Origin of the sequence: Paraburkholderia tuberum STM678, from assembly GCF_902833905.1 — a bacterium.
In the GTDB taxonomy this organism is placed as follows: Bacteria; Pseudomonadota; Gammaproteobacteria; order Burkholderiales; family Burkholderiaceae; genus Paraburkholderia; species Paraburkholderia tuberum.
Genome location: NZ_CADFGP010000041.1, coordinates 19,560 through 39,951 on the forward strand (window position 1 = coordinate 19,560; position 20,392 = coordinate 39,951).

General features: G+C 64.1%; 19 protein-coding genes. 11 read left to right on the forward strand and 8 right to left on the reverse strand.

Going from position 1 to position 20,392, the window contains the following annotated elements; genetic code table 11:
* Position 1 precedes the first annotated feature (1 nt).
* Positions 2-1,834, forward strand: a complete 1,833-nt coding sequence (gene atzF, locus HWY30_RS28850; RefSeq protein ID WP_090801759.1) for an allophanate hydrolase — start codon at positions 2-4, stop codon at positions 1,832-1,834.
* A 114-nt stretch (positions 1,835-1,948) separates the two neighbouring features.
* Positions 1,949-2,287: a hypothetical protein gene (locus HWY30_RS28855; protein ID WP_090801761.1), complete on the forward strand. Its 339-nt coding sequence runs from the start codon at positions 1,949-1,951 to the stop codon at positions 2,285-2,287.
* Positions 2,288-2,363: 76 nt separating this feature from the next.
* Here HWY30_RS28855 and HWY30_RS28860 read toward each other — a convergent pair whose 3' ends face one another.
* A complete protein-coding gene (locus HWY30_RS28860; RefSeq protein WP_090801762.1) occupies positions 2,364-2,807 on the reverse strand; it encodes a MarR family winged helix-turn-helix transcriptional regulator in 444 nt (147 codons plus the stop codon).
* A 187-nt stretch (positions 2,808-2,994) separates the two neighbouring features.
* Between HWY30_RS28860 and HWY30_RS28865 the strand changes: the two genes are divergently transcribed.
* Entirely contained in the window at positions 2,995-4,482 is a 1,488-nt protein-coding gene (locus tag HWY30_RS28865; RefSeq protein WP_090805458.1) for a DHA2 family efflux MFS transporter permease subunit, read from the forward strand.
* Between the two features lie 23 nt (positions 4,483-4,505).
* Here HWY30_RS28865 and HWY30_RS28870 read toward each other — a convergent pair whose 3' ends face one another.
* Positions 4,506-5,219, reverse strand: a complete 714-nt coding sequence (locus HWY30_RS28870) for a FadR/GntR family transcriptional regulator (protein ID WP_090801764.1) — start codon at positions 5,217-5,219, stop codon at positions 4,506-4,508.
* Between the two features lie 172 nt (positions 5,220-5,391).
* Here HWY30_RS28870 and dgoD point away from each other — a divergent pair, with 172 nt between their 5' ends.
* Both dgoD and HWY30_RS28880 read left to right on the forward strand, forming a co-directional pair.
* Positions 5,392-6,540, forward strand: coding sequence for a galactonate dehydratase (gene dgoD / locus HWY30_RS28875; protein WP_090801766.1), 1,149 nt, complete (start codon positions 5,392-5,394; stop codon positions 6,538-6,540).
* 246 nt (positions 6,541-6,786) lie between these two features.
* Entirely contained in the window at positions 6,787-7,089 is a 303-nt protein-coding gene (locus tag HWY30_RS28880; RefSeq protein ID WP_090801767.1) for a hypothetical protein, read from the forward strand.
* A gap of 80 nt (positions 7,090-7,169) precedes the next feature.
* Here HWY30_RS28880 and HWY30_RS28885 read toward each other — a convergent pair whose 3' ends face one another.
* Positions 7,170-8,099, reverse strand: a complete 930-nt coding sequence (locus tag HWY30_RS28885) for a CopD family protein (protein WP_090801769.1) — start codon at positions 8,097-8,099, stop codon at positions 7,170-7,172.
* A complete protein-coding gene (copC, locus tag HWY30_RS28890; RefSeq protein ID WP_090801770.1) occupies positions 8,096-8,473 on the reverse strand; it encodes a copper homeostasis periplasmic binding protein CopC in 378 nt (125 codons plus the stop codon). Before copC ends, HWY30_RS28885 begins: the two co-directional genes overlap by 4 nt.
* 394 nt (positions 8,474-8,867) lie before the next feature.
* Between copC and HWY30_RS28895 the strand changes: the two genes are divergently transcribed.
* The 4 genes from HWY30_RS28895 (at position 8,868) to HWY30_RS28910 (ending at position 13,481) form a co-directional block, all read left to right on the forward strand.
* Positions 8,868-9,599, forward strand: a complete 732-nt coding sequence (locus HWY30_RS28895; RefSeq protein WP_090801772.1) for a c-type cytochrome — start codon at positions 8,868-8,870, stop codon at positions 9,597-9,599.
* 21 nt (positions 9,600-9,620) lie between these two features.
* A complete protein-coding gene (locus HWY30_RS28900) occupies positions 9,621-10,922 on the forward strand; it encodes a c-type cytochrome (protein WP_090801774.1) in 1,302 nt (433 codons plus the stop codon).
* 132 nt (positions 10,923-11,054) lie between these two features.
* On the forward strand, positions 11,055-11,675 hold the full coding sequence (gene trhA / locus HWY30_RS28905) for a PAQR family membrane homeostasis protein TrhA (RefSeq protein WP_090801775.1): 621 nt from the start codon (positions 11,055-11,057) through the stop codon (positions 11,673-11,675).
* A gap of 225 nt (positions 11,676-11,900) precedes the next feature.
* The gene (locus HWY30_RS28910; protein ID WP_090801777.1) at positions 11,901-13,481 is read left to right on the forward strand and encodes a DEAD/DEAH box helicase; all 1,581 of its coding nucleotides are present in this window, start codon (positions 11,901-11,903) and stop codon (positions 13,479-13,481) included.
* A gap of 59 nt (positions 13,482-13,540) precedes the next feature.
* Here HWY30_RS28910 and HWY30_RS28915 read toward each other — a convergent pair whose 3' ends face one another.
* The 4 genes from HWY30_RS28915 to HWY30_RS28930 all read right to left on the reverse strand — a co-directional run bounded on the left by HWY30_RS28915 (position 13,541) and on the right by HWY30_RS28930 (position 18,599).
* The gene (locus tag HWY30_RS28915; protein ID WP_090801778.1) at positions 13,541-14,074 is read right to left on the reverse strand and encodes a hypothetical protein; all 534 of its coding nucleotides are present in this window, start codon (positions 14,072-14,074) and stop codon (positions 13,541-13,543) included.
* Between the two features lie 138 nt (positions 14,075-14,212).
* Positions 14,213-15,040: a ferritin-like domain-containing protein gene (locus HWY30_RS28920; RefSeq protein WP_090801780.1), complete on the reverse strand. Its 828-nt coding sequence runs from the start codon at positions 15,038-15,040 to the stop codon at positions 14,213-14,215.
* A 362-nt stretch (positions 15,041-15,402) separates the two neighbouring features.
* Positions 15,403-16,773 (reverse strand): MFS transporter, encoded by a 1,371-nt coding sequence (locus HWY30_RS28925; protein ID WP_090801781.1) that lies wholly within the window; start codon positions 16,771-16,773, stop codon positions 15,403-15,405.
* Positions 16,774-16,958: 185 nt separating this feature from the next.
* A complete protein-coding gene (locus tag HWY30_RS28930) occupies positions 16,959-18,599 on the reverse strand; it encodes a gamma-glutamyltransferase family protein (RefSeq protein ID WP_090805460.1) in 1,641 nt (546 codons plus the stop codon).
* A 319-nt stretch (positions 18,600-18,918) separates the two neighbouring features.
* Between HWY30_RS28930 and HWY30_RS28935 the strand changes: the two genes are divergently transcribed.
* Positions 18,919-19,698, forward strand: a complete 780-nt coding sequence (locus HWY30_RS28935) for a DeoR/GlpR family DNA-binding transcription regulator (protein ID WP_090801783.1) — start codon at positions 18,919-18,921, stop codon at positions 19,696-19,698.
* A gap of 306 nt (positions 19,699-20,004) precedes the next feature.
* A complete protein-coding gene (locus HWY30_RS28940; protein ID WP_167368606.1) occupies positions 20,005-20,202 on the forward strand; it encodes a hypothetical protein in 198 nt (65 codons plus the stop codon).
* Positions 20,203-20,392 lie beyond the last annotated feature (190 nt).

Below are 20,392 nucleotides of genomic sequence, written 5' to 3' on the forward strand. Positions count from 1 at the left end.
CATGTCTTCATTCTCGTCATTCGATCTTCGCCTCCCGACACTTCGCTCCGCATACCGTGATGGAACGCTCACGCCGCGCAAGCTCGTCGCTGAACTGCTCGAAAAAGCTGCGGCGCTCAATCCATCGTTCAATCTGTTCATCCATCTTCTGACCGAAGATGAAGTCGCGCCCTACCTCGACTGGCTCGACACCCAGGACGTCGAAAGCCTGCCGCTCTATGGCGTTCCCTTCGTGATCAAGGACAACATCGATCTCGCCGGCATTCAGACGACCGCCGCGTGCCCCGCGTTCGCGTACACGCCGTCGCGATCGGCGAGCGTCGTTGCGCAATTGATCGCGCTCGGCGCGGTGCCGCTCGGCAAAGCCAATCTCGACCAGTTTGCGACCGGTCTGAACGGCACCCGGTCGCCGTATGGCAAGTGTCGCAATAGCGTGCATCCCGACTATCCGTCGGGCGGCTCGAGCGCGGGGTCTTCACTCGCGGTCGCGCTCGGCGTCGCCAGTTTCGCGCTCGGGACCGACACGGCCGGTTCCGGTCGCGTGCCTGCCGCGCTGAACAATCTCGTCGGTCTCAAGCCGACTAAAGGCCTGCTGTCCACCGCGGGTGTGGTGCCCGCGTGCCGCACGCTCGATTGCGTGACGTTCTTCACGGCGACGGCGAAAGAAGCGAGCGAGTTGCTTGCGTTGAGCGCGCACCCCGATCCTCGCGATGCATACAGCCGCGCGAATCCGCAATGGAATACGGCACGCGCGTTTGGCAAGCCCACGGCGTTCAAGTTCGGCGTGCCGGCGCAACTGGAATTCGCCGGCTGTTCCGAGAGCCCCGGGCTGTTCGCGAAGGTGCGCGCGTTGCTCGAAGAAGCAGGTGGTGAAGCTGTCGAAATCGACTTCACGCCGTTTGTCGAAACCGCCAATCTGCTCTATCAGGGGCCGTGGGTGGCCGAGCGTTACAGCGTGGCGGGCGAGTTGATGACGGAGAAACCCGCTGCGGTTTTGCCCGTCATTCGCGATGTGTTGGCGAAGGCACCCGGCGCGAGCGCGGTCGAACTGTTTCGCGCGCAGTACCGCTTGCAGGAATTGAAGGCCCTCTGCGATGCGTCGATCGATTCACTCGATTTCGTTCTGACGCCGACGTATCCGCGTGCCGTGACGCTCGACGAGTTGGAGCGCGACCCCATTGGTCCGAACTCCCTGCTCGGCTATTACACGAACTTCATGAATCTGCTGGACTATGCCGCCGTCGCTACGCCGACCGGTTTCATGAAGAATGGTCTGCCCTGGGGCGTGACCGTCTTTGGCCGCGCGTTCACCGACCAGTATCTGTTGGGTGTGGCCGACCTGCTGCAACGAAAGAGCGGCGTGCACTGCGTCGGAGGTCTAACCGTCGAGCCGGAGCCGCGCGGCGAACGATGCGCGGCGAGCCACGATCGCATGCGGATCGCGGTCTGCGGCGCACACATGCAAGGTTTGCCCCTCAACCGCGATCTGCTTGCCCGACGCGGGCGGCTCTTGCAGGCCACTCAGACTGCCGCGCAATACCGGTTGTCGGCGCTGCCTGCGTCGGCGGACGGCACGAGGCGTCCAGGCCTGTGGCGCGTCACCGATGGCGGCGCAAAAATTGCTGTCGAAGTGTGGGAAATGCCGAGCGCGGAGTTCGGCTCGTTTATTTCGACCGTTCCGTCTCCGCTGGTTCTGGGGAAGGTCGAACTCGTCGACGATTCGTGGGTTACCGGTTTCCTCTGCGAGCCGTATGGCGTGCAGTCGGGAACCGATATCTCGGAGTTTGGCGGATGGCGAGCATGGCTTGCCAGCGAGCATTGCGCGAGTTTCTGATGGAACGAACGATGAGCAGCGGCGTCGCAGGGTATGGGCAGTGAAGCGCCGCGGGTTTGGTTGGCACCTCCGGCTTCCTTCCGCAATTCCGTCGCAACTTCGAGAGGTTCCTTAATGACGCTCCGCACCGTCGCGCTCGCCGCAACCACCGCTGCGCTCACGCTCGCCGGCACGACCGCCGCCCTCATCGCACAAGCTCAAACGCCGAGCACCGCCGACAGTCAATGGCGCGCCAGTTCCACCATGCTCGCGACGCTGCTGCAGGACGGCTACAAGATCGTCGCCGTGGTCAACAACGGTCCCGCCGACACGATCTTCGTGCAGCGCGATCAGAGCGCGTTCAAATGCATCGATACGCAGCATCCGGATGCAAAAGCAAAAACGTCGGTGGCGCCGGGCTGTTACGAGCTGGTACCGCCGAGCGGCGCCACGCCGGCGTCGGAATCCAGATAACGTGATTTGAAGCGCGAGCTCAACGTAACCCCGGCTCGCGCGAAAGACTTCGGCGTCGCGCCAACACCGCGACGCTTCAGCGATCCACGAGCCGGCTCAGATTGCCGCGCACCCGCTGCAGCAGCGCGATCAACCGCGCCGCTTCTTCATCGCTGAAACCATTGAGCGCTTCGAGCGCGACCTCGTCGCCGACCTTACGCGCCTTGCCGAGCGTGCGCTCAGCCTTCGGCGTCATGCGCACCTGGCGCTCGCGGCGATCCTGCGGATTCGCGGTCCGCTCGATCCAGCCGCCCTCCTCCATCCGGTCGAGCAGCCGGCCCGCCGAGATCGGCGCGACCTCGAGCAGATCCGCCAGCCGGGCCTGATTGATGTCGCCGTAGTGGCCGAGATAGGCCAGCACGCGACACTGCGCGCGCGTCAGATCGACCGACGACCTCGCGAGATCGTCGAACCGCTTGCCCGCCAGCCGGCCGACGTCGTAGATCAGAAAGCCGAAGCGCTCTTCGAATTGGGTTTTCATGCGCGGATTATACGGAAGCACTTCGGCGTACAGCGCGACTGCGTGTGCGTTCTATTCTCAGCACAACTCCCGATAGCGCCAACCCGTATCGTCGATATACTAAGCATGCTTACTATATCGAGCCTCCCCACCGTCCATGTCTTCCGCCTCCACGTCGGCGAGCGCCACTGAGCTGCTCAACCGGCCGATGATCACGATCTCGATCATGCTTGCGACGCTGATCCAGACGCTCGACAGCACGATCGCCAACGTGGCGCTGCCGCATATGCAAGGCACGCTGTCCGCGTCGCAGGACGAGATCACGTGGGTGCTGACCTCCTATATCGTCGCCGCCGCGATCGCCACGCCGCTCACCGGCTGGCTGGCGGATCGCCTCAGCGTCAAGCGGCTGCTGCTGATCGCGATCGGCGGCTTCACCGTGTCGTCCGCGTTGTGCGGACTCTCCGAGACGCTGTCGCAGATCGTCGTGTCGCGTCTGTTGCAAGGGATCTTCGGCGCGTCGCTGGTGCCGCTGTCGCAGTCGATCCTGCTCGACATCAACCCGCGCGAAAAGCAGGGCCAGGCGATGGCCGTGTGGGGCATGGGCGTGATGGTCGGGCCGATCCTCGGTCCGACGCTCGGCGGCTGGCTCACCGATAGCTACAACTGGCGCTGGGTGTTCTTCATCAACGTGCCGATCGGCGCGATCGCGCTGTTCGGCGTCGCGAGCTTCCTGCCGACGCGCGCGCCGAAACACGACGTGAAGTTCGACGCGTTCGGCTTCATCACGCTCGGCCTCGCGATCGGCGCATTGCAGGCGATGCTCGATCGCGGCGAGCAGCTCGACTGGTTTTCGTCGACCGAGATCGTGATCGAGGCGCTCGTCGCGGCAATCAGCTTCGCGTTTTTTCTCGTGCACACGGCGACGATCGGCGAGCGCTCGTTTTTCAAGTACAAGTTATTGAAGGACCCGAACTTCGCGACCGGCACGTTGTTCATCTTCGTGATCGGCGCGGTGATGTACGCGACCCGCGCGCTGCTGCCGCCGATGCTGCAAAACCTGATGGGCTATCCGGTCGCGACCACGGGCCTCGTCACCGCACCGAGCGGCGCCGGCACGATGGTCGCGATGCTGATCGCCGGCCGGCTGCTCAAGCGCGTCGATGCGCGGCTGTTGCTGCTCTGCGGTTTCCTGATATCGGCGTTCGCGCTGTGGCAGATGATGCAGTACACGATCGTGCTATCGGCATCGGACATCGTGTGGCCCGGCGTGATCCAGGGCTTCGGACTCGGCCTCGTGTTCGTGCCGCTGTCCACGCTGACGTTCTCGACGCTGTCGCCGGAGCTGCGCGCGGACGGCACCGCGACTTATAGCCTGATGCGCAACATCGGCAGCAGTATCGGCATTTCGATCGTGCAGACGCTGATGACGCGCAACACGCAGATCTCGCACGCGGACCTCGCTGCGAACGTCACCGCGTTCAATCCGGCGTTCCAGTCGATGCTCAACAGCGGCTCGAACTATGACATCGCGGCGCTGAACGCGTCGATCACGCAGCAGGCGGCGATGGTCGCGTATCTGAACGACTTCAAGCTGATGTTCGTGGCGACGCTGCTGGTCATCCCGCTGTTGCTGCTGATCCGGCCGTCGCACAAGGCACCAGATGCGTCGATCGCGCATGCGGCGATGGATTGAGACCGAATGCGCCGACGTCCGCCTCAGCCTTCGATTCGCCCGCGCGTCACGCCGAGCAATGACGCCATCGCCGCATACGCCGCGGCGGCATCGCGGGCGCGGATCGCCTCGAACACCGCCGTGTGCTCGGCGAGCGACGCGTTGAACACATCGGCGCGTTTCGCATTGAGCCGCAATTGTGCCTCGAGCGTGCGCTCGATCAGCGCGCCAAGCGGGATCAGCAGTTCGTTGCTGCACGCGGTGAGCACGCGCAGGTGGAACTGCAGATCCGCGCGCACCCATTCGTCGACGTTGCGCGCCGCCACCATCGCGGTATGCGCGGCCGCAAGCGCACCCAACGTATCGTCGGTGTGCGCGGCGGCCGCGAGGCCGGCGGCATAAGGCTCGATCATCTCGCGCATTTCCTGCAGCTTGAGCGCGAACGCCATCGGCTCGGCGACGCGTGAATACCAGTCGAGCAGATCGGCATCGAGCAGATTCCACGCGGACTTGACCCGCACGCGCGTACCCACGCGCGGCCGCGATTCGATCAGCCCTTTCGACGTCAACGTGCGCAGCGCCTCGCGCAGCACCGTGCGGCTCACGCCGAACATCTCCATTAACTCGGCTTCACGAGGCAGGATCGACTCCGGCGCATAGTCGCCGCGCAGAATCGCGGTCGCCAGCAGTTGGGCGACTCGCCCGTGCAGATCGTGCGTAATGGTTTTCTCCTCGCGGTTGATGATCCCGTCGCGCAACGCGGCGGTAAGTCGGCAGATCTCACCACTATGTGGCAAATAGTACTATTAATAGTATTTTAATGCAGTTTTGTTGTAGCATGGAATTCCCCGAAATTTTGCATGCCCGCAGACCTGCTTTGCATGGGTTCGGAGTAAGCGCCAACTTCGATCGACACCGGAGACACACACCATGAAAATCACCAAGCTCGAAACCTTTATCGTCCCGCCGCGCTGGTGCTTCCTCAAGATCGAGACCGACGAGGGCATCGTCGGTTGGGGCGAGCCGGTGGTGGAAGGCCGCGCGCATACGGTCGCCGCGGCCGTCGAGGAACTGTCCGATTATCTGATCGGCAAGGACCCGCTGTTGATCGAGGATCACTGGCAGGTGATGTACCGCGCGGGCTTCTATCGCGGCGGCCCGATCACGATGAGCGCGATCGCCGGCGTCGATCAGGCGCTGTGGGACATCAAGGGCAAGCATCACGGCGTACCGGTGCATGCGCTGCTCGGCGGCCAGGTGCGCGACAAAATCAAGGTGTACTCGTGGATCGGCGGCGACCGTCCGAGCGATGTCGCGAACAACGCACGCGCGGTGGTCGAGCGCGGCTTCAAGGCCGTCAAGATGAACGGCTCGGAAGAGCTGCAGATCATCGACACCTTCGACAAGGTGCAAGGCGTGATCAACAACGTCGCGGCGGTGCGCGAGGCGGTCGGGCCGAACATCGGCATCGGCGTGGACTTCCACGGCCGCGTGCACAAGCCGATGGCGAAGGTGCTCGCCAAGGAACTCGACCCGTACAAGCTGCTGTTCATCGAAGAGCCGGTGCTGTCGGAAAACGCCGAGGCGCTGCGCGACATCGTCAATCAGACCAACACGCCGATCGCGCTCGGCGAGCGTCTCTATTCGCGCTGGGACTTCAAGCACATCCTGTCGGGCGGCTACGTCGACATCATCCAGCCGGACGCGTCGCACGCGGGCGGCATCACCGAGTGCCGCAAGATCGCCGCGATGGCGGAAGCCTACGACGTCGCGCTCGCGCTGCATTGCCCGCTCGGCCCGATCGCGCTCGCAACCTGTCTGCAGATCGACGCGGTCAGCTACAACGCGTTCATCCAGGAACAGAGCCTCGGCATCCACTACAACCAGGGCAATGACCTGCTCGATTACATCAAGAATCCGCAAGTCTTCAAGTACGAAGACGGCTTCGTGTCGATTCCGCAGGGCCCTGGACTCGGCATCGAGGTCAACGAAGAGAAGGTGCGCGAGATGGCGAAGGTCGGTCACCGCTGGCGCAATCCGGTGTGGCGTCACGCGGACGGCAGCGTCGCCGAATGGTGATCTGAACACCTGAGCGAAGCAGGCGGAACGCCGCCGGCGGGCCACGTGACGCGCGGGCCGTCGCAGTAACGTAACTTCCCGGACCAGCCGGCTCGAACCGGCGTTCGAGCGGTGCCCCCCGACCTGCATCACTCCGCGCCGAGCCTTATCCCGCCCCGCTTTCGCGACGTTTGTTCGGTATCGGACATACGTATGGCCTGCTCCTTGCTGAAATGCATGCCAACAACGCATGCAGCGAGGAGCACCATGGGCGAATTCGTTCCTGACTATCTGATCCGCGAACAGGCGGCGGTCGGCGCGCTGGTTGCGTTCGGCGTGCTGCGCATCATCGGCGCGATGCTCGCGTACGAGCGCGGATGGAACATCTCGGTAGTCGGGAAATGCTTTATCGCCGCGGCGGTGCTGTACTGCCTGCCGCAGGTCTTCGATCTGCTCACGCAGATGGTCGGCTCGCACGCGGCCGGCGCCGAACTCGAAGGCAAGGCCGCGGGCTGCGCGATCGCGTTGTTCTGCGCGCCGATTCTCGGTCATCGCCTCGGCTTCGAGTAAGCGGGCTTCGCAGTGCGGCGCTTTTTTACGCGGCGCGCATCCATCGCCGATTGGTCAATCGCCTATGCCGCGCCGCGCGTTCAACCGAGCGCAGCGAACGCCGGCACGGTGTGTGACAACGCGGCCGCGACGACGAACACGCCGATCATCACGAGCGCTTCCAAATACATCACGTTGACGAAGGTGTGCGCATCCATCGTCGATGCGGTGCGACGCAGGCGTGGCAGCGCCGATGTGCGGTTCAGCGCGCCGAGCACCAGCGCGAGCGCGACCAGCACGAGCTTCAACGTCAGCACATGACCCCACGTGCTCGCCTGAATCGCTTCGAACGAACTGCCCGAGTCGCGCACCGCATTGAAGACGCCCGACAGCAACACCAACGCGACCGCGACGATCGACACGTTCGACACCTGGGTCGCCGTGCGGATCAGCATGCCCCGCGCGGTGGATGCCCCGAGCGCCGGCAGCACCGCCAGGCCGGAGGCCATCGCGAGTCCGCCCCATACGCTCGTTGCGAGCACGTGCAGCGTCTGCATGCCGATCGCGGCCGACACCACGCCGGCATCGGCCGCATGACCGAGCGACGCCTTACCCGCCGCGATCGCGAGCACCGCGAGCCACAGCAGCGTATTGCGCAGCATGCCCGTGCCATGGCTCAGCGCGGTGCCGAGCAGCACCAGCGCGCCGCCGAACGCGACGCTCCAGCCATAGCCGACATGCGTTTGCGTCAGCACCGTCGGCACCACGCCGAACGCCGCGGACAACCCGACACCGCTCATCGACGCCGCCTGATACAGGAGCCAGCCGAGATCCGCGAGCACCAGCACGATGGTGGCCGCGAGCATCGAGCGTTGCGCGCGCATCCAGCCGGGACGCGCCGGTGAAGTGCGCTGGAGCCCGTCCCTCGCGAGCCATGCGCCGAGTAGCGCCGAGCCGACGGCGAAGCCGAACGAGACGTTCATGAGCGTGGCCATTGCGACCTGCCCGATCCACAGTCCGTCGAAGTTCATTTGACGTTGAACGCGAAGTCGCCATGGGTACGATGGCCGTCGGTGGCCACCGCGATCCAGTGCACCGCATAGCGGCCGCTCGTCAACTGAGGCAGCGCGAGGTGCATCACGCGGGCGTCCGCGCTATCGACCGTCGACGCGCCCGGCGTCGCGGGCTTGCCGCTTGCATCGGCGAGTGTGATCTTGCTGAATGCGGGCTCGAGCGGCTCGGTGAAATGGATCGTCAGGTCGGTAGGCGCGACGGCGTCGGCGTTCGCGGCCGGCACGCTCGAGATCAGATGCGCATGCGCGAACGCGGTGGACGACATGGCCAGCGCCACCGCGCCGGACATCAACGCTCGCAGCGTCGACGAGGAGAAATCGAATAGCTTCATGTAAGGCCGATAGCGGATGAGAACGAACGGAACATAGGCGGGCCGGCGAGGCGCATCGTCTGCACGACGGCCGGCGAGCCCGGAAGTGTACGCTTCGATGGCGCGCGCGGGGATCGGTTCAACCTGGCTTGATCGAATGCGTCACGCGGCATCACGCTTGCGGCGGCGACGCCGTGATTATTTTTGAGGCAAAGACGTCGACCACGATCCGTGACGCAACCAAAGTCCGAAACCGGCATAACGCGACATACTGTCGCATGGCGGTCACACCTGGAACCGTCTCTAATGCGGCAAATAGTCACGATTACCCTTCGATGATAGAATGCTGCGTCGCCGCAGCGACGGCTGTCCTTCACACCGAGCCGCCCGAAGTTCGGTCAGGTCCCCGATTCCGATGGAGTTACGCGTGTCTTCAAGACGCCTCTTCCGCCCGTTGCTTGCCCTTCTGTTGATCGGCGCCGCGGGTGTCTATAGCGCAGCGAAAGCGCAGACTCAACCGAAGGCCCCCGACACGATGGAAGCGCGCGTGCAAGGCTGCACGGCCTGCCACGGCTCGCATGGGCAAGGTACCGACAACGACTACTTCCCGCGCCTCGCCGGCAAGCCGGCGGAATATCTGTTCAATCAGTTGCAGAACTTCCGTGAAGGGCGCCGCAGGTACCCGCCGATGAACTACCTCGTCACGTATCTCTCCGACGACTACCTGCATCAGATCGCCACCTTCTTCTCGCAGCAGCGCCCGCCGTATCCGACGCCGGCCAAGCCGACCGTCTCGGCCGCCACGCTCGCGCGCGGTGAGCAGATCGTGCTGCACGGTGATGCATCGAAGCAGGTGCCCGCTTGCGCGGCCTGCCACGGCAAGGCACTGACCGGTATGGAACCGGCAATTCCGGGTCTCGTCGGTCTGCACGCCGACTACATCAGCGCGCAGCTCGGTTCATGGCGCTCGGGCACGCGTCACGCGATCGCGCCGGACTGCATGCACACCATCGCCACGCGCCTCAGCGACGAAGACGTGAACGCCGTCGCGGCCTGGCTTTCCACGCAGCAGGCTCCGCCAAACCCCGTGCCGGCTCCGGCCCGCTCCTTGAAGACTCCGCTTGCCTGCGGCAGCGAACCGCAATAAGGCGCCGGGAGAGACATTCAAATGAAACACAAGTCTTTGTTCGCCCTCTCGGCAGTCGTCGTGGTCGCGGCCGCCGCACTCGTTCCCGTCCTCTGGTCGGGCGGCGACAATCTGCATAGCAGCGGCGCAGCCGTGGCGGCAACGCCCGCGGACCAGGCCGACCTGATCAAGAAGGGCGAGTACCTCGCCCGCGCCGGCGACTGTATCGCCTGCCACACGGTGCGCGGCGGCAAGCAGTTCGCCGGCGGCCTGCCGATGGCCACGCCGTTCGGCACGATGTTCACGCCGAACATCACGCCGGACGACCAGTACGGCATCGGCAAGTGGACCCAGGACGACTTCTATCGCGCGATGCACACCGGCCGCTCGAAAGATGGCAGCCTGCTTTATCCGGGCTTCCCGTTCACGAGCTACACGAAGGTCACGCGCGCCGACTCGGACGCGATCTACGCGTACCTGCGCTCGGTCGCGCCGGTCAACGTGCCGAGCCGTCCGCACGAACTGAAATTCCCGTTCAACCAGCGCAACATGCTGATCGGCTGGCGCACGCTGTTCTTCCGTGAAGGCGAGTTCAAGCCGGATCCGACCAAGTCGGTCGAATGGAACCGCGGTGCGTATCTGGTCGAAGGCCTTGGTCACTGCGGCATGTGCCACACGTCGATCAATGCGATGGGCGCCCCGGTCAGCTCGGCCGCGTTCGCGGGCGGCCTGATTCCGCTGCAGAACTGGTATGCGCCGTCGCTGACGTCGAACCGCGAAGCCGGCCTCGGCGACTGGGACCTCAAGGACATCGCCGACCTGCTCAAGACCGGCGTGTCGAGCCGCGGTGCGGTGTTCGGTCCGATGGCCGAAGTGGTTCACAACAGCCTGCAGTATCTGTCGACCGAAGACATCAACGCGATGGCGACGTACCTGAAGACGATTCCGCAGAAGAGCGAAGCACCGGAACCGCTGCAGCTCGAAACCTCGGAAAAATTCGGCGGCGAACTGCTGAAGCAAGGACAGAAGATCTACGCTGACAACTGCGCGAAGTGCCACGAGGATAACGGTCTCGGCCGGCCGCCGGCATTCCCGCCGCTCGCGAACAACCAGTCGATCCAGATGCCGTCCGCGGTCAACCCGATCCGCATGGTGCTGAACGGTGGTTATCCGCCGAGCACGGAAGGGAACCCGCGTCCGTATGGCATGCCGCCGTTCGCGCAGGCTCTGTCGAATCAGGAAGTCGCAGCGGTCGTGACGTACATCCGTATGTCCTGGGGCAACCACGGCACGGCCGTGTCGCCGCAGCAGGTGGCCGAACTGCGTTCGGCGCCGCTCGACTAAGCAGGGTTCGACGCACCCCGGGCGCGGCCTGCGAAATTCGCGGCCGCGCCCTTCGTTTTTTCAGGACCGGTATCATGTGGGCCTGTTTGTGTCGGTGGTCGCCCTCGTGGAACCGTGCAGGAGGAAAGAGTTGTGCCCTTCGGTGAGCGTTTGAACAGCATCACCCATCTCGTCGGCGCCGTGCTGGCGGTGGTGGGGCTGGCGGCGCTCGTCACGATGGGCGCGCTCGCCGGCGACGCGTACAAGGTCGTCAGCTTCGCCGTATATGGTGCGATGCTGTTCGTGCTGTACGCGATCTCTACGCTGTATCACAGCGTCAGCCATCCGCGTCTGAAGGCGATTCTGCAGAAATGCGATCATTCGGCGATCTACCTGCTGATCGCCGGCAGCTACACGCCGTTCACGCTCGTCACGTTGCGTGGACCGTGGGGCTGGTCGTTATTCGGCGTGAGCTGGGGGCTCGCTGCCCTCGGCATCGTGCAGGAACTCACGCTCGGGCGACGCACCCGCAGCGTGTCGATGGTGCTGTATGTGTTGATGGGATGGCTCGCGCTCGTAGCCGTCCACCCGCTGGTGCAGGCGTTGCCGGCCGCGGGGACCGCGTGGCTCGTGGCCGGCGGCGTCATCTATAGCGTCGGCATCTATTTCTTCATCAACGACGAGCGCATCCGCCACGGACATGGTATCTGGCACCTGTTCGTACTGGCGGGCAGTCTGTGTCAATTCGTCAGTGTCGCGCGCTATGTCGCGTGACATTCCACGGCGACGAATTGCAACTTAAGGCCAGTCGACGTGTCTGCATAGCGCGTTGAAACATTCGGCACATCTGTGAGCGTGCCGCCGATTTCTCCGTGAACGGAACCGGGCCTCGGCCTCGAACACGCCATGCGGGCGTGTCGATGCCGCGCTGGTTTTTCCGCGTTGGGGTCCTTTGGGCCCAGCGGGGCCGTTCGCGACACTGCATTGCAAAGAGCTTTTATGTCTTTTGATTCCCTCGGCTTGTCCGAACCGCTGGTCCGCGCTGTCAATGAACTCGGCTACACCAGCCCGACTCCGATCCAGACTCAGGCGATCCCGGCCGTGCTCAACGGCGGCGATCTGCTCGCCGGCGCGCAAACCGGCACCGGCAAGACCGCCGGCTTTACGCTGCCGATCCTGCAGCGCCTGAATTCGATGCCGCCGGCCGCCGGCGGCAAGCGCGTGGTGCGCGCGCTGATCCTCACGCCGACGCGCGAACTTGCCGCGCAGGTCGAAGAAAGCGTGCGCGCCTACGGCAAGTATCTGAAGCTGAAGTCGACCGTGATGTTCGGCGGCGTCGGCATCAATCCGCAGATCGATGCGCTCAGGCGCGGCATCGATATCGTCGTCGCGACGCCGGGCCGTCTGCTCGATCACATGCAGCAGAAGACCATCGACCTGTCGCATCTCGAGATCCTCGTGCTCGACGAAGCGGACCGCATGCTCGACATGGGCTTCATCCACGACATCAAGCGCGTGCTCGCGAAGCTGCCGCCGAAGCGCCAGAACCTGCTGTTCTCGGCGACCTTCTCCGACGAGATCAAGACACTCGCCGATGGCCTGCTCGACTCGCCGGCGCTGATCGAAGTCGCGCGCCGCAACACGACGGCCGAAACGGTCGCGCAGAAGATTCACCCGGTCGATCGCGACCGCAAGCGCGAGTTGCTCACGCATCTGATCCGTCAGCACAGCTGGTTCCAGGTGCTCGTGTTCACGCGCACCAAGCACGGCGCGAATCGCCTCGCCGAGCAGCTGGCGAAGGACGGCATCAGCGCACTCGCGATTCACGGCAACAAGAGCCAGTCGGCACGCACGCGCGCGCTCGCCGAGTTCAAGGACGGTACGCTGCAGGTGCTGGTGGCGACCGACATCGCCGCACGCGGCATCGATATCGATCAGTTGCCGCACGTGGTCAACTTCGATCTGCCGAACGTGCCGGAAGACTACGTGCATCGCATCGGCCGCACGGGTCGCGCGGGTGCGACCGGCGAGGCGGTGTCGCTCGTGTGCGTCGATGAACTGCAGTTGCTGAAGGACATCGAGAAGCTGATCAAGCGTCCGGTCCCGCAGGAAGTGATCGCCGGTTTCGAGCCGGACCCGACCGCGAAGCCGGAGCCGATCCTGCGACGCGGGCAGGGCGGCGGCGGGCGCTCGCCGCGCCAGGGACAAGGTGCGGTGCGTCGTGACGGCGGTGCCGGTGGTGGCGCACCGGCCAAGCCGGCTCAAGGCTCCGGTCAGCGTTCGGGACAAGGCACGGGTCAGCGTTCGGCCCAGCGTGCGTCGAACGCTCAGCCCACGCCGCGGCCACAAGGTGCGAAGCCGGCCGGCAATGGCAATCAGCCGCGTCGCGATACGCAGCGTCACGACGATCGGCCGCGTACCGCCGCGCATGACGGCGCTCCCGCGCCCCATGCGCCGCGCAAGCCGCAGGGCAATCGTTCGCGCAACGGCAATCCGGGCGCGTTGCTCGGCGGCGGCGCGAAGCGCAACGATGCGCCGCGTGGTGCGCAACCGTCGCGCAACGGCGACCGTGGCCGTTAAGCGTCGCGGGGCCTAAAGGCTGCCCGCGCATCAGCCGTTAGCGCTTCCCTGCTCGAAGACTAACGGCTGCTCGCGGCGGCAGCCTGCTTCAAATGTTCGACCTGCCGTTCCCATCGCTCGAGCACCACACTTCCCTCTCCTTGCAATTCGAACGTGATGCCGCCCGTGAGGCGCGCATAACGGACGCTTTGCGCTTCTGCTGTGTCGATCGAGCCGAGCAGATAGACGAGGCCGCTGTCGTCGCCAGCAACACCGGGCAGCGGCGCGACACGCAACTGCACCTGATAGAACGCCGCATCGCAGACGAAGCTCAGCGCCGCGCGCCCGCTTTGCGCGATCGCGCGCGTCGCGCGCGCCTGCGGCCATAGCGCGATGCACAGCGTGCGCGAGTCGGGCGCATAGAGTTCGCCGACGCTCAGCAGAGATGTGCGCACGTGGCCGTTCGCATCGACGCTCAGTAGCGACGCGGTGAAGCCCAGCTTGTCCGCAAGCGACGAACCGTCGAACAACGCGCGCACATTGGCCGGCCATTCGTCGAACACGATCTGTTCGAGCGGACGCGCGGACGTAGATGCGGAGGAGGAAGCGCTCATGCCATCGATCCAGTCGAAGTAGTCGGTAAAGCTCCATCATGCCTCGGAAAAACCAAAGCCCGCATGAGCGGGCTCCGGTTCGCTTCGTCAGGTCGTTGCAGCTGCATTCAGCCGATGCCTCGCGCAACGTTCGATAGCTCAGCGAAAGAATACGTGCTGCGTGATCTTCGCGAGCGGATAATGCACGCCCGGCTGAATGCGCGCCGGCAGATCGAGCGGCTTGAGCAGCATCTTCACGCACATGTCGGCGGACAGATTGCGGCGCACCAGCTTGTTGATGCGCGCCGCGCGCTCGCGGTTATACGCGGAGTCGTGCACGCGCTCCGGATAGCGAATCGCGAACACGTGCCGCAACGCGATCTCCGAATCTTCGTTCTTGATTTCCATCACGCGACGCATCAACGCGCCCAGCACCGCGAGCCGACCGTTGCCCTCGATCCGGTTGTACTTTTTGAAGTACCTGAAAAAGTGCTTGTAGTGACGGACTTCGTCGGTGCGGATGTTGTCGGTGATCTGCTTGAGGACCGCTTCGTCCGAGCACTCGTTGATCGCGCGGTACAGCGTCGCGGTACCCGTTTCGACTACGCAACGCGCGACCATCTCCAGCGCGCGGGTCTTTTCGAAATCCTCGACCGAGCACGTGAGCGAATACTCGTCCATGAAATTGCGGAACGCGGTGTCCCAGTCGAACTCGGGCCATACATACGCGATATAGGTCTTCAGCGCCCGGCCGTGCTGCATTTCCTCGGGCTCCCACTCGTGGTTGAGCCAGGCCGAGACCTCGGGATCGTCGTTGAAAAACGTACTCAGATTGCTGGTGTAGAGATCGGTGCCGCTTTCGATAAACGAAGCCGCGCACAACAACAGCAGCAGGTCCTCGTTGGCCGCGGCCTTCTGACGGTCAATGCGCGTCAGATCGATGTCTTCGATCCGCCAGGGCATGACATGGTTCAGCTCTGTATGCATCGTGTCTTGCTCCCATGCTGTACCGACCCGTGGAGTTCTTCGCAACTGCCACCGCGCTCGCCGTGATGTTTCTGCGTGTCGGATACAACACCGTGAATTAGAGTTGGGCCCTTGTACTCTGCATCTTAGCCGGAGATATCCGACCTTGCAGATCACACAGCACAGACCATGCCGCATCGACGCAGTTCCGATTTCAAGATAGTCGAAATCTTCCAACGTGTTAAAACATGTGCGCAAGGCAAAAAAAGCCAGCCCAAAAGGCTGGCTTTTCGGACAGACATCAGACCCGGCGGGGTTGGGGCACGGGCGGGGCGCCCTACGCGGGCCCCCTTGGGCGGCCCCCTGGGCGGGCCCCCTCTTCCTCAGGCAGGTTGGACGTCGCCCGGGATGGGACGCACGCGACGCATGCGCAGCGCGACGATGATCAGCGATACGCCCGAAAGCACCGCCGCAAGCAGGACGTAATAACTTGGCGCGAGTTTGTCGCCGGTCAAATGAATGAAGGTTTCGACGATGGTCGGCGCGAAGCCGCCGAAAATCGTCACACCGATGCTGTAACCGATTGAAAGGCCAGTCGAGCGCATCTGGGTCGGGAAGATCTCCGACATCAGCGCGGGCATCGGCCCCGAGTACGAGGCCTTGAAAATACCGGCGACGCCTTGCAGCACGAGCAGCCAGCCAATCGTCGGATGTGTCTGCAGCCATGCGAACATCGGATAGATCAGCAGGCCCATCAGGATCGACGTGCTCAGCATGATGCGAATTCGGCCGATGCGATCGGACAGCGCGCCCATGATCGGCGAGAAGATGAACTGCATGCCGCCGTTCAGCACGACCACGCCGAACGACGCGGCCGCCGCCATATGCAGCTGCTTGACCGCGTAAAGCGGCATGTAGAGCTGCAGCACGTACACGCCGACCGTCGACTGCGCAACCATGCCGATCGCGAGCAGCAGGTTGACCCACTGATTCGAGAACGACGCGTCCTTCGTTCCGCTGACGACCTTGTGCTCGCCAGCCGCGTCGCGAGCCGCGCGTTCTTCACGCAATGCCAGGAATTCGGGCGTCTCGTCGAGATGCGAGCGGATGTAGTAGCCGACCGGCCCGACCAGCAGACCGAACACGAACGGCACACGCCAGCCCCAGCTGTTCAGATGCTCGGCCGGCAGCCACGCGGTCAGCAGCGAACCGAAGGCCGCCGCGGTGATCGCCGCGAGACCCTGGCTCGCGAACTGCCAGCTCGCGTAGTAGCCGCGCCGGGTCGCGCTGTGCTCGACCATGAACGCCGTCGCGCTGCCGAACTCGCCGCCGACCGCGAAGCCCTGCACGAGCCGCGCCAGCAGCACCAGCAGCGGCGCCGCGAGACCGATCGTCGAAAACGGCGGCATCACGGCCATCGTGAAAGTACCGACCATCATCAGCGCGATCGCGAGCGTGAGCGCCGCCTTGCGGCCCTTGCGGTCGCCGTACACGCCGAGCACGACCGCGCCGAGCGGGCGCATCAGGAACGAGAGGCCGAAAGTGGCGATCGCGAGCAGCGTCGACAGCCACTCGTCCTGCATCGGGAAGAACTGTTTCGCGATGATCGTCGCGAAGTAGCCGTAGACCAGGAAGTCGAACCACTCGAGCGCGTTACCGATCGACGACGAGAAAACGATCCGCCGCACCATCGCTTTCGAAAGCGGCGCGGCGTGGGGGAAAGCGGTCGTCGAGTGCGACGCGGGGGTATTCATGATGGTCTTCTGCCTGTCTGCTGCGTGATAGCTGTGGTAGGTGCGGCACCGTCTGGGTCAGCGAGGCGGCTGGCGGGCGCGCAATAGCGCGGCATATGCCATGCCGCGCGTTCGTTACGTGTTACCCGGGTATCGGACCTGAGTCCCGGTGCGGACCTCGGCCCCGGGCGTCGCCTCGTTATGGCCTAGAAGCCGGCGGCGAGACCGTCGCGGCGGCTGTCGCTGGCCGCCACGTAGCCGCGCTCCGGCTCGTTGCGATCGAGTTTCCAGATGAACTGGCCGGAGCCGAAGTCCATGTACGGATCGTCGACCGACTTGATCGTGTGGCCGAGCTTCTGCAGGCCCTCGGTGGTCTTCGGATCGAGCGTCGACTCGATATCGACCGTGAAGTCGCGGTTGACCTTCCAGCGCGGCGCGTCGCACGCGGCCTGCGGCTGCTGAGCGTAGTCGAGCATGCGCACCACCGTTTGCAGATGGCCTTGCGGCTGCATGTCGCCGCCCATCACGCCGAAGCTCATCACCGCTTCCTGCTGACCGTTCACCTGCTGCGTGAGGAACGCCGGGATGATCGTGTGGAACGGCCGCTTGCCGCCCTCGACGACGTTCGGCGACTTCGGATCCATCGAGAAACCGCAGCCGCGGTTCTGCAGCGCAATGCCGCTGTCCGGCACCACCACACCCGAGCCGAAGCCCATGTAGTTCGACTGGATGAAGCTGACCATCATGCCGCTCTCGTCCGCGGCCGACATGTAGATGGTGCCGCCCGCCTTCGGCATGCCGAAGTCGAAGTGCGTCGCCCGCTTCGGATCGATCAGCTTCGCGCGCGAGCTCAGGTACGCGTCGTCGAGCATCTGCTCGGGCGTGACTTCCATCGACCGCGGATCGGCCACATAGCGATACAGGTCGGCAAACGCGAGCTTCATCGCTTCGATCTGCAGATGCTGCGACTCGACGCTGTCGACCTTCAGCGACTTCACGTCGAACTTCTCGAGGATGCCGAGCGCAACCAGCGCCGCGATGCCCTGGCCGTTCGGCGGAATCTCATGCACGGTGTAGCCGCGATAGTCCTTGCCGATCGGCTCGACCCAGTCCGCGCGGTAGTTGCGGAGATCGTCGGCGCTCAGCGCGGCGCCGCCTTCGCGTGCGAACGCGGCGATCCGCTCGGCGATCTCGCCTTCGTAGTACGCGCGCGGGCCCTGCGCGGCGATCAGGCGCAGCGTCTTCGCGTGGCCGGGCAAGCGCACCAGCTCGCTGACCTCAGGCGCGCGGCCGCGCGGCATGAAGGTCTGCGCGAAGCCCGGCTGATCCTTCAGTTCCGGCACCGCGGCCGCCCATTTGTAGGCGACGATGCTCGCCACCGCGTGACCGCGCTCGGCGATCTCGATGGCCGGCTCCATCAGGTCGGCGAACGGCAGCTTGCCGAACTTCTGGTGCAGCGCTTCCCAACCGGCGATCACGCCCGGCACCGTGACGGCGTCCCAGCCACGCTTCGGCTGTTTCGCGAAGCCGTTTTCCTCGCCGTATTTGCGCTTGAAGTAATCGACGTTCCACGCAGCCGGCGACACGCCCGACGCGTTCAGACCATGCAGCTTCTTGCCGTCCCACACGAGCGCGAACGCGTCGCCGCCCAGGCCGCACGACACCGGTTCGACCACTGTCATCGCTGCGGCCGCCGCGATGGCCGCGTCGACGGCATTGCCGCCCTTCCACAACATGCGCAGCCCGGCCTGCGCCGCGAGCGGATGCGAGGTCGAAACGATATTGCGTGCGAATACGGGCAGACGTTGCGTCGGATAAGGGTTTTGCCAGTTGCTAAAGCCAGTCATGTCGAACACTCTCGAAAGCGCGGGCCGGCACGAAAAAGTCGCCGGACATCATGGGAAAGGTTGTAAGGCAGGTAAATCGCGGAACCCAGAATTGCATCGCGAAGCGCACCAAAAAACAAATTCATTTATCAAATGAATAAATGCGTATTGCACCTGAATAAAGGTTCGAGCAGGTTCGGCGCATTCGCGGCCAGTTGGCGGACAAGGGGCACGATGGTTTTACAATAGCCGCAATCGCGTTCGTCGACGGCGGGCTTTCTGCCAGCCGCTCGATGATCGCGACGGACCACGCCGACACGACAGCCACCACCCGAGACACATGACACGAGACCCCCGCCTGACTCTCAACGCCCGGCAACAGGAATTGCTGGAATGGGTGCAACGCGACGGCTTCGTGACCGTGGACGACCTCGCGAGCCACTTCGACGTCACCCCGCAGACGATCCGCCGCGACGTCAACTGGCTCGCCGATATGAATCTGCTGCGCCGCTATCACGGCGGCGCCAGTCTGCCGACCAGTTCCGAGAACGTCTCCTACACCGCGCGCCAGCGCATGTTTCATGAAGAGAAAAGACGCATCGCGGCGCTAGTCGCCACTCACATTCCCGATCAGGCATCGCTTTTCATCAACCTCGGCACGACCACCGAGGAAGTGGCACGCGCGCTGAACCGCCACCGTGGACTGCGCGTGATCACGAACAATCTGAACGTCGCGAGCATGATGAGCGGCTACCCGGATTGCGAAGTGCTGGTGACGGGGGGCATCGTGCGGCCGTGGGATAAGGGCATCGTCGGTGAACTGGCGATCGACTTCATCCGGCAGTTCAAAGTCGATTTCGCGATCATCGGCACGTCGAGCATCGAAACGGACGGTACGCTGCGCGATTTCGACACGCGCGAAGTGCGTGTCGCCGAGGCGATCATCGAGCACGCACGCACCGTGTTCCTCGCCGCGGATCACTCCAAGTTTGGCCGCCCGGCGCTAGTTCGCCAGGGACATCTGGAGCAGATCGACGCATTGTTCACCGACGCCGCGCCGACCGCCGAGATGGCCGAGGCGCTGAACGCCGCGAATTGTCAAATCTATATCGCCGGATAATTCCAGGCGATCTCCGCCATGCTGCGGTGCACGCAAAACCTCGCGTGAAATCAAGAATCTGGCTGCGGGGCCGGACCGCCTATCGCGCGACCAATTGTCAAATGGAAAATTTACGGGGACCAGGTTGGCGTTTCATCGGTGCTCGCCTACACTCCAGTTCCCCAACGTGCGTTGCGAGTTTCGCACGGCGTCGGTTTGTGAATCTGTCGTGTAAGCCGTACCTCCCGCCCTGATCCTTAGCGGACCCCGCCCCGGCCTGCCGGTCGACGGCAAGGCTGTCCGCAATTTGCTGACATGGAGAGAACGATGCTGAGTCCGCATGAATTCGCCACGTTGTTACTCGTCAAGGACGCCCCCAACCAGGTCGAAATGGACCGAGAAGAACTCGATGCGTTGCTCGAACGCCAACTGGTGCAACTCGAGCGCCTCGCATCGGGCAACGAAGAATGGCGCGTGACCGAAACCGGCGACACCGCATTGCGGGCCATCAAACGTTTTTCCTGAGATTCCCTGTCGTTCGATCCGAGAGCCGTTGGCGGCGTATCCGCGCCGCCCTGGCGGATGCGCCGCGCGCTTCGCTCGCGACTGCCGGGCTCGTATCGTTCAATTCCCTGACAGCGGGCCGCCTTCGCGGCCCTTTGTTGTGCGCATCTCATTTACACAGTAAATTCACGCGACGGACTTCCCCGCCCTC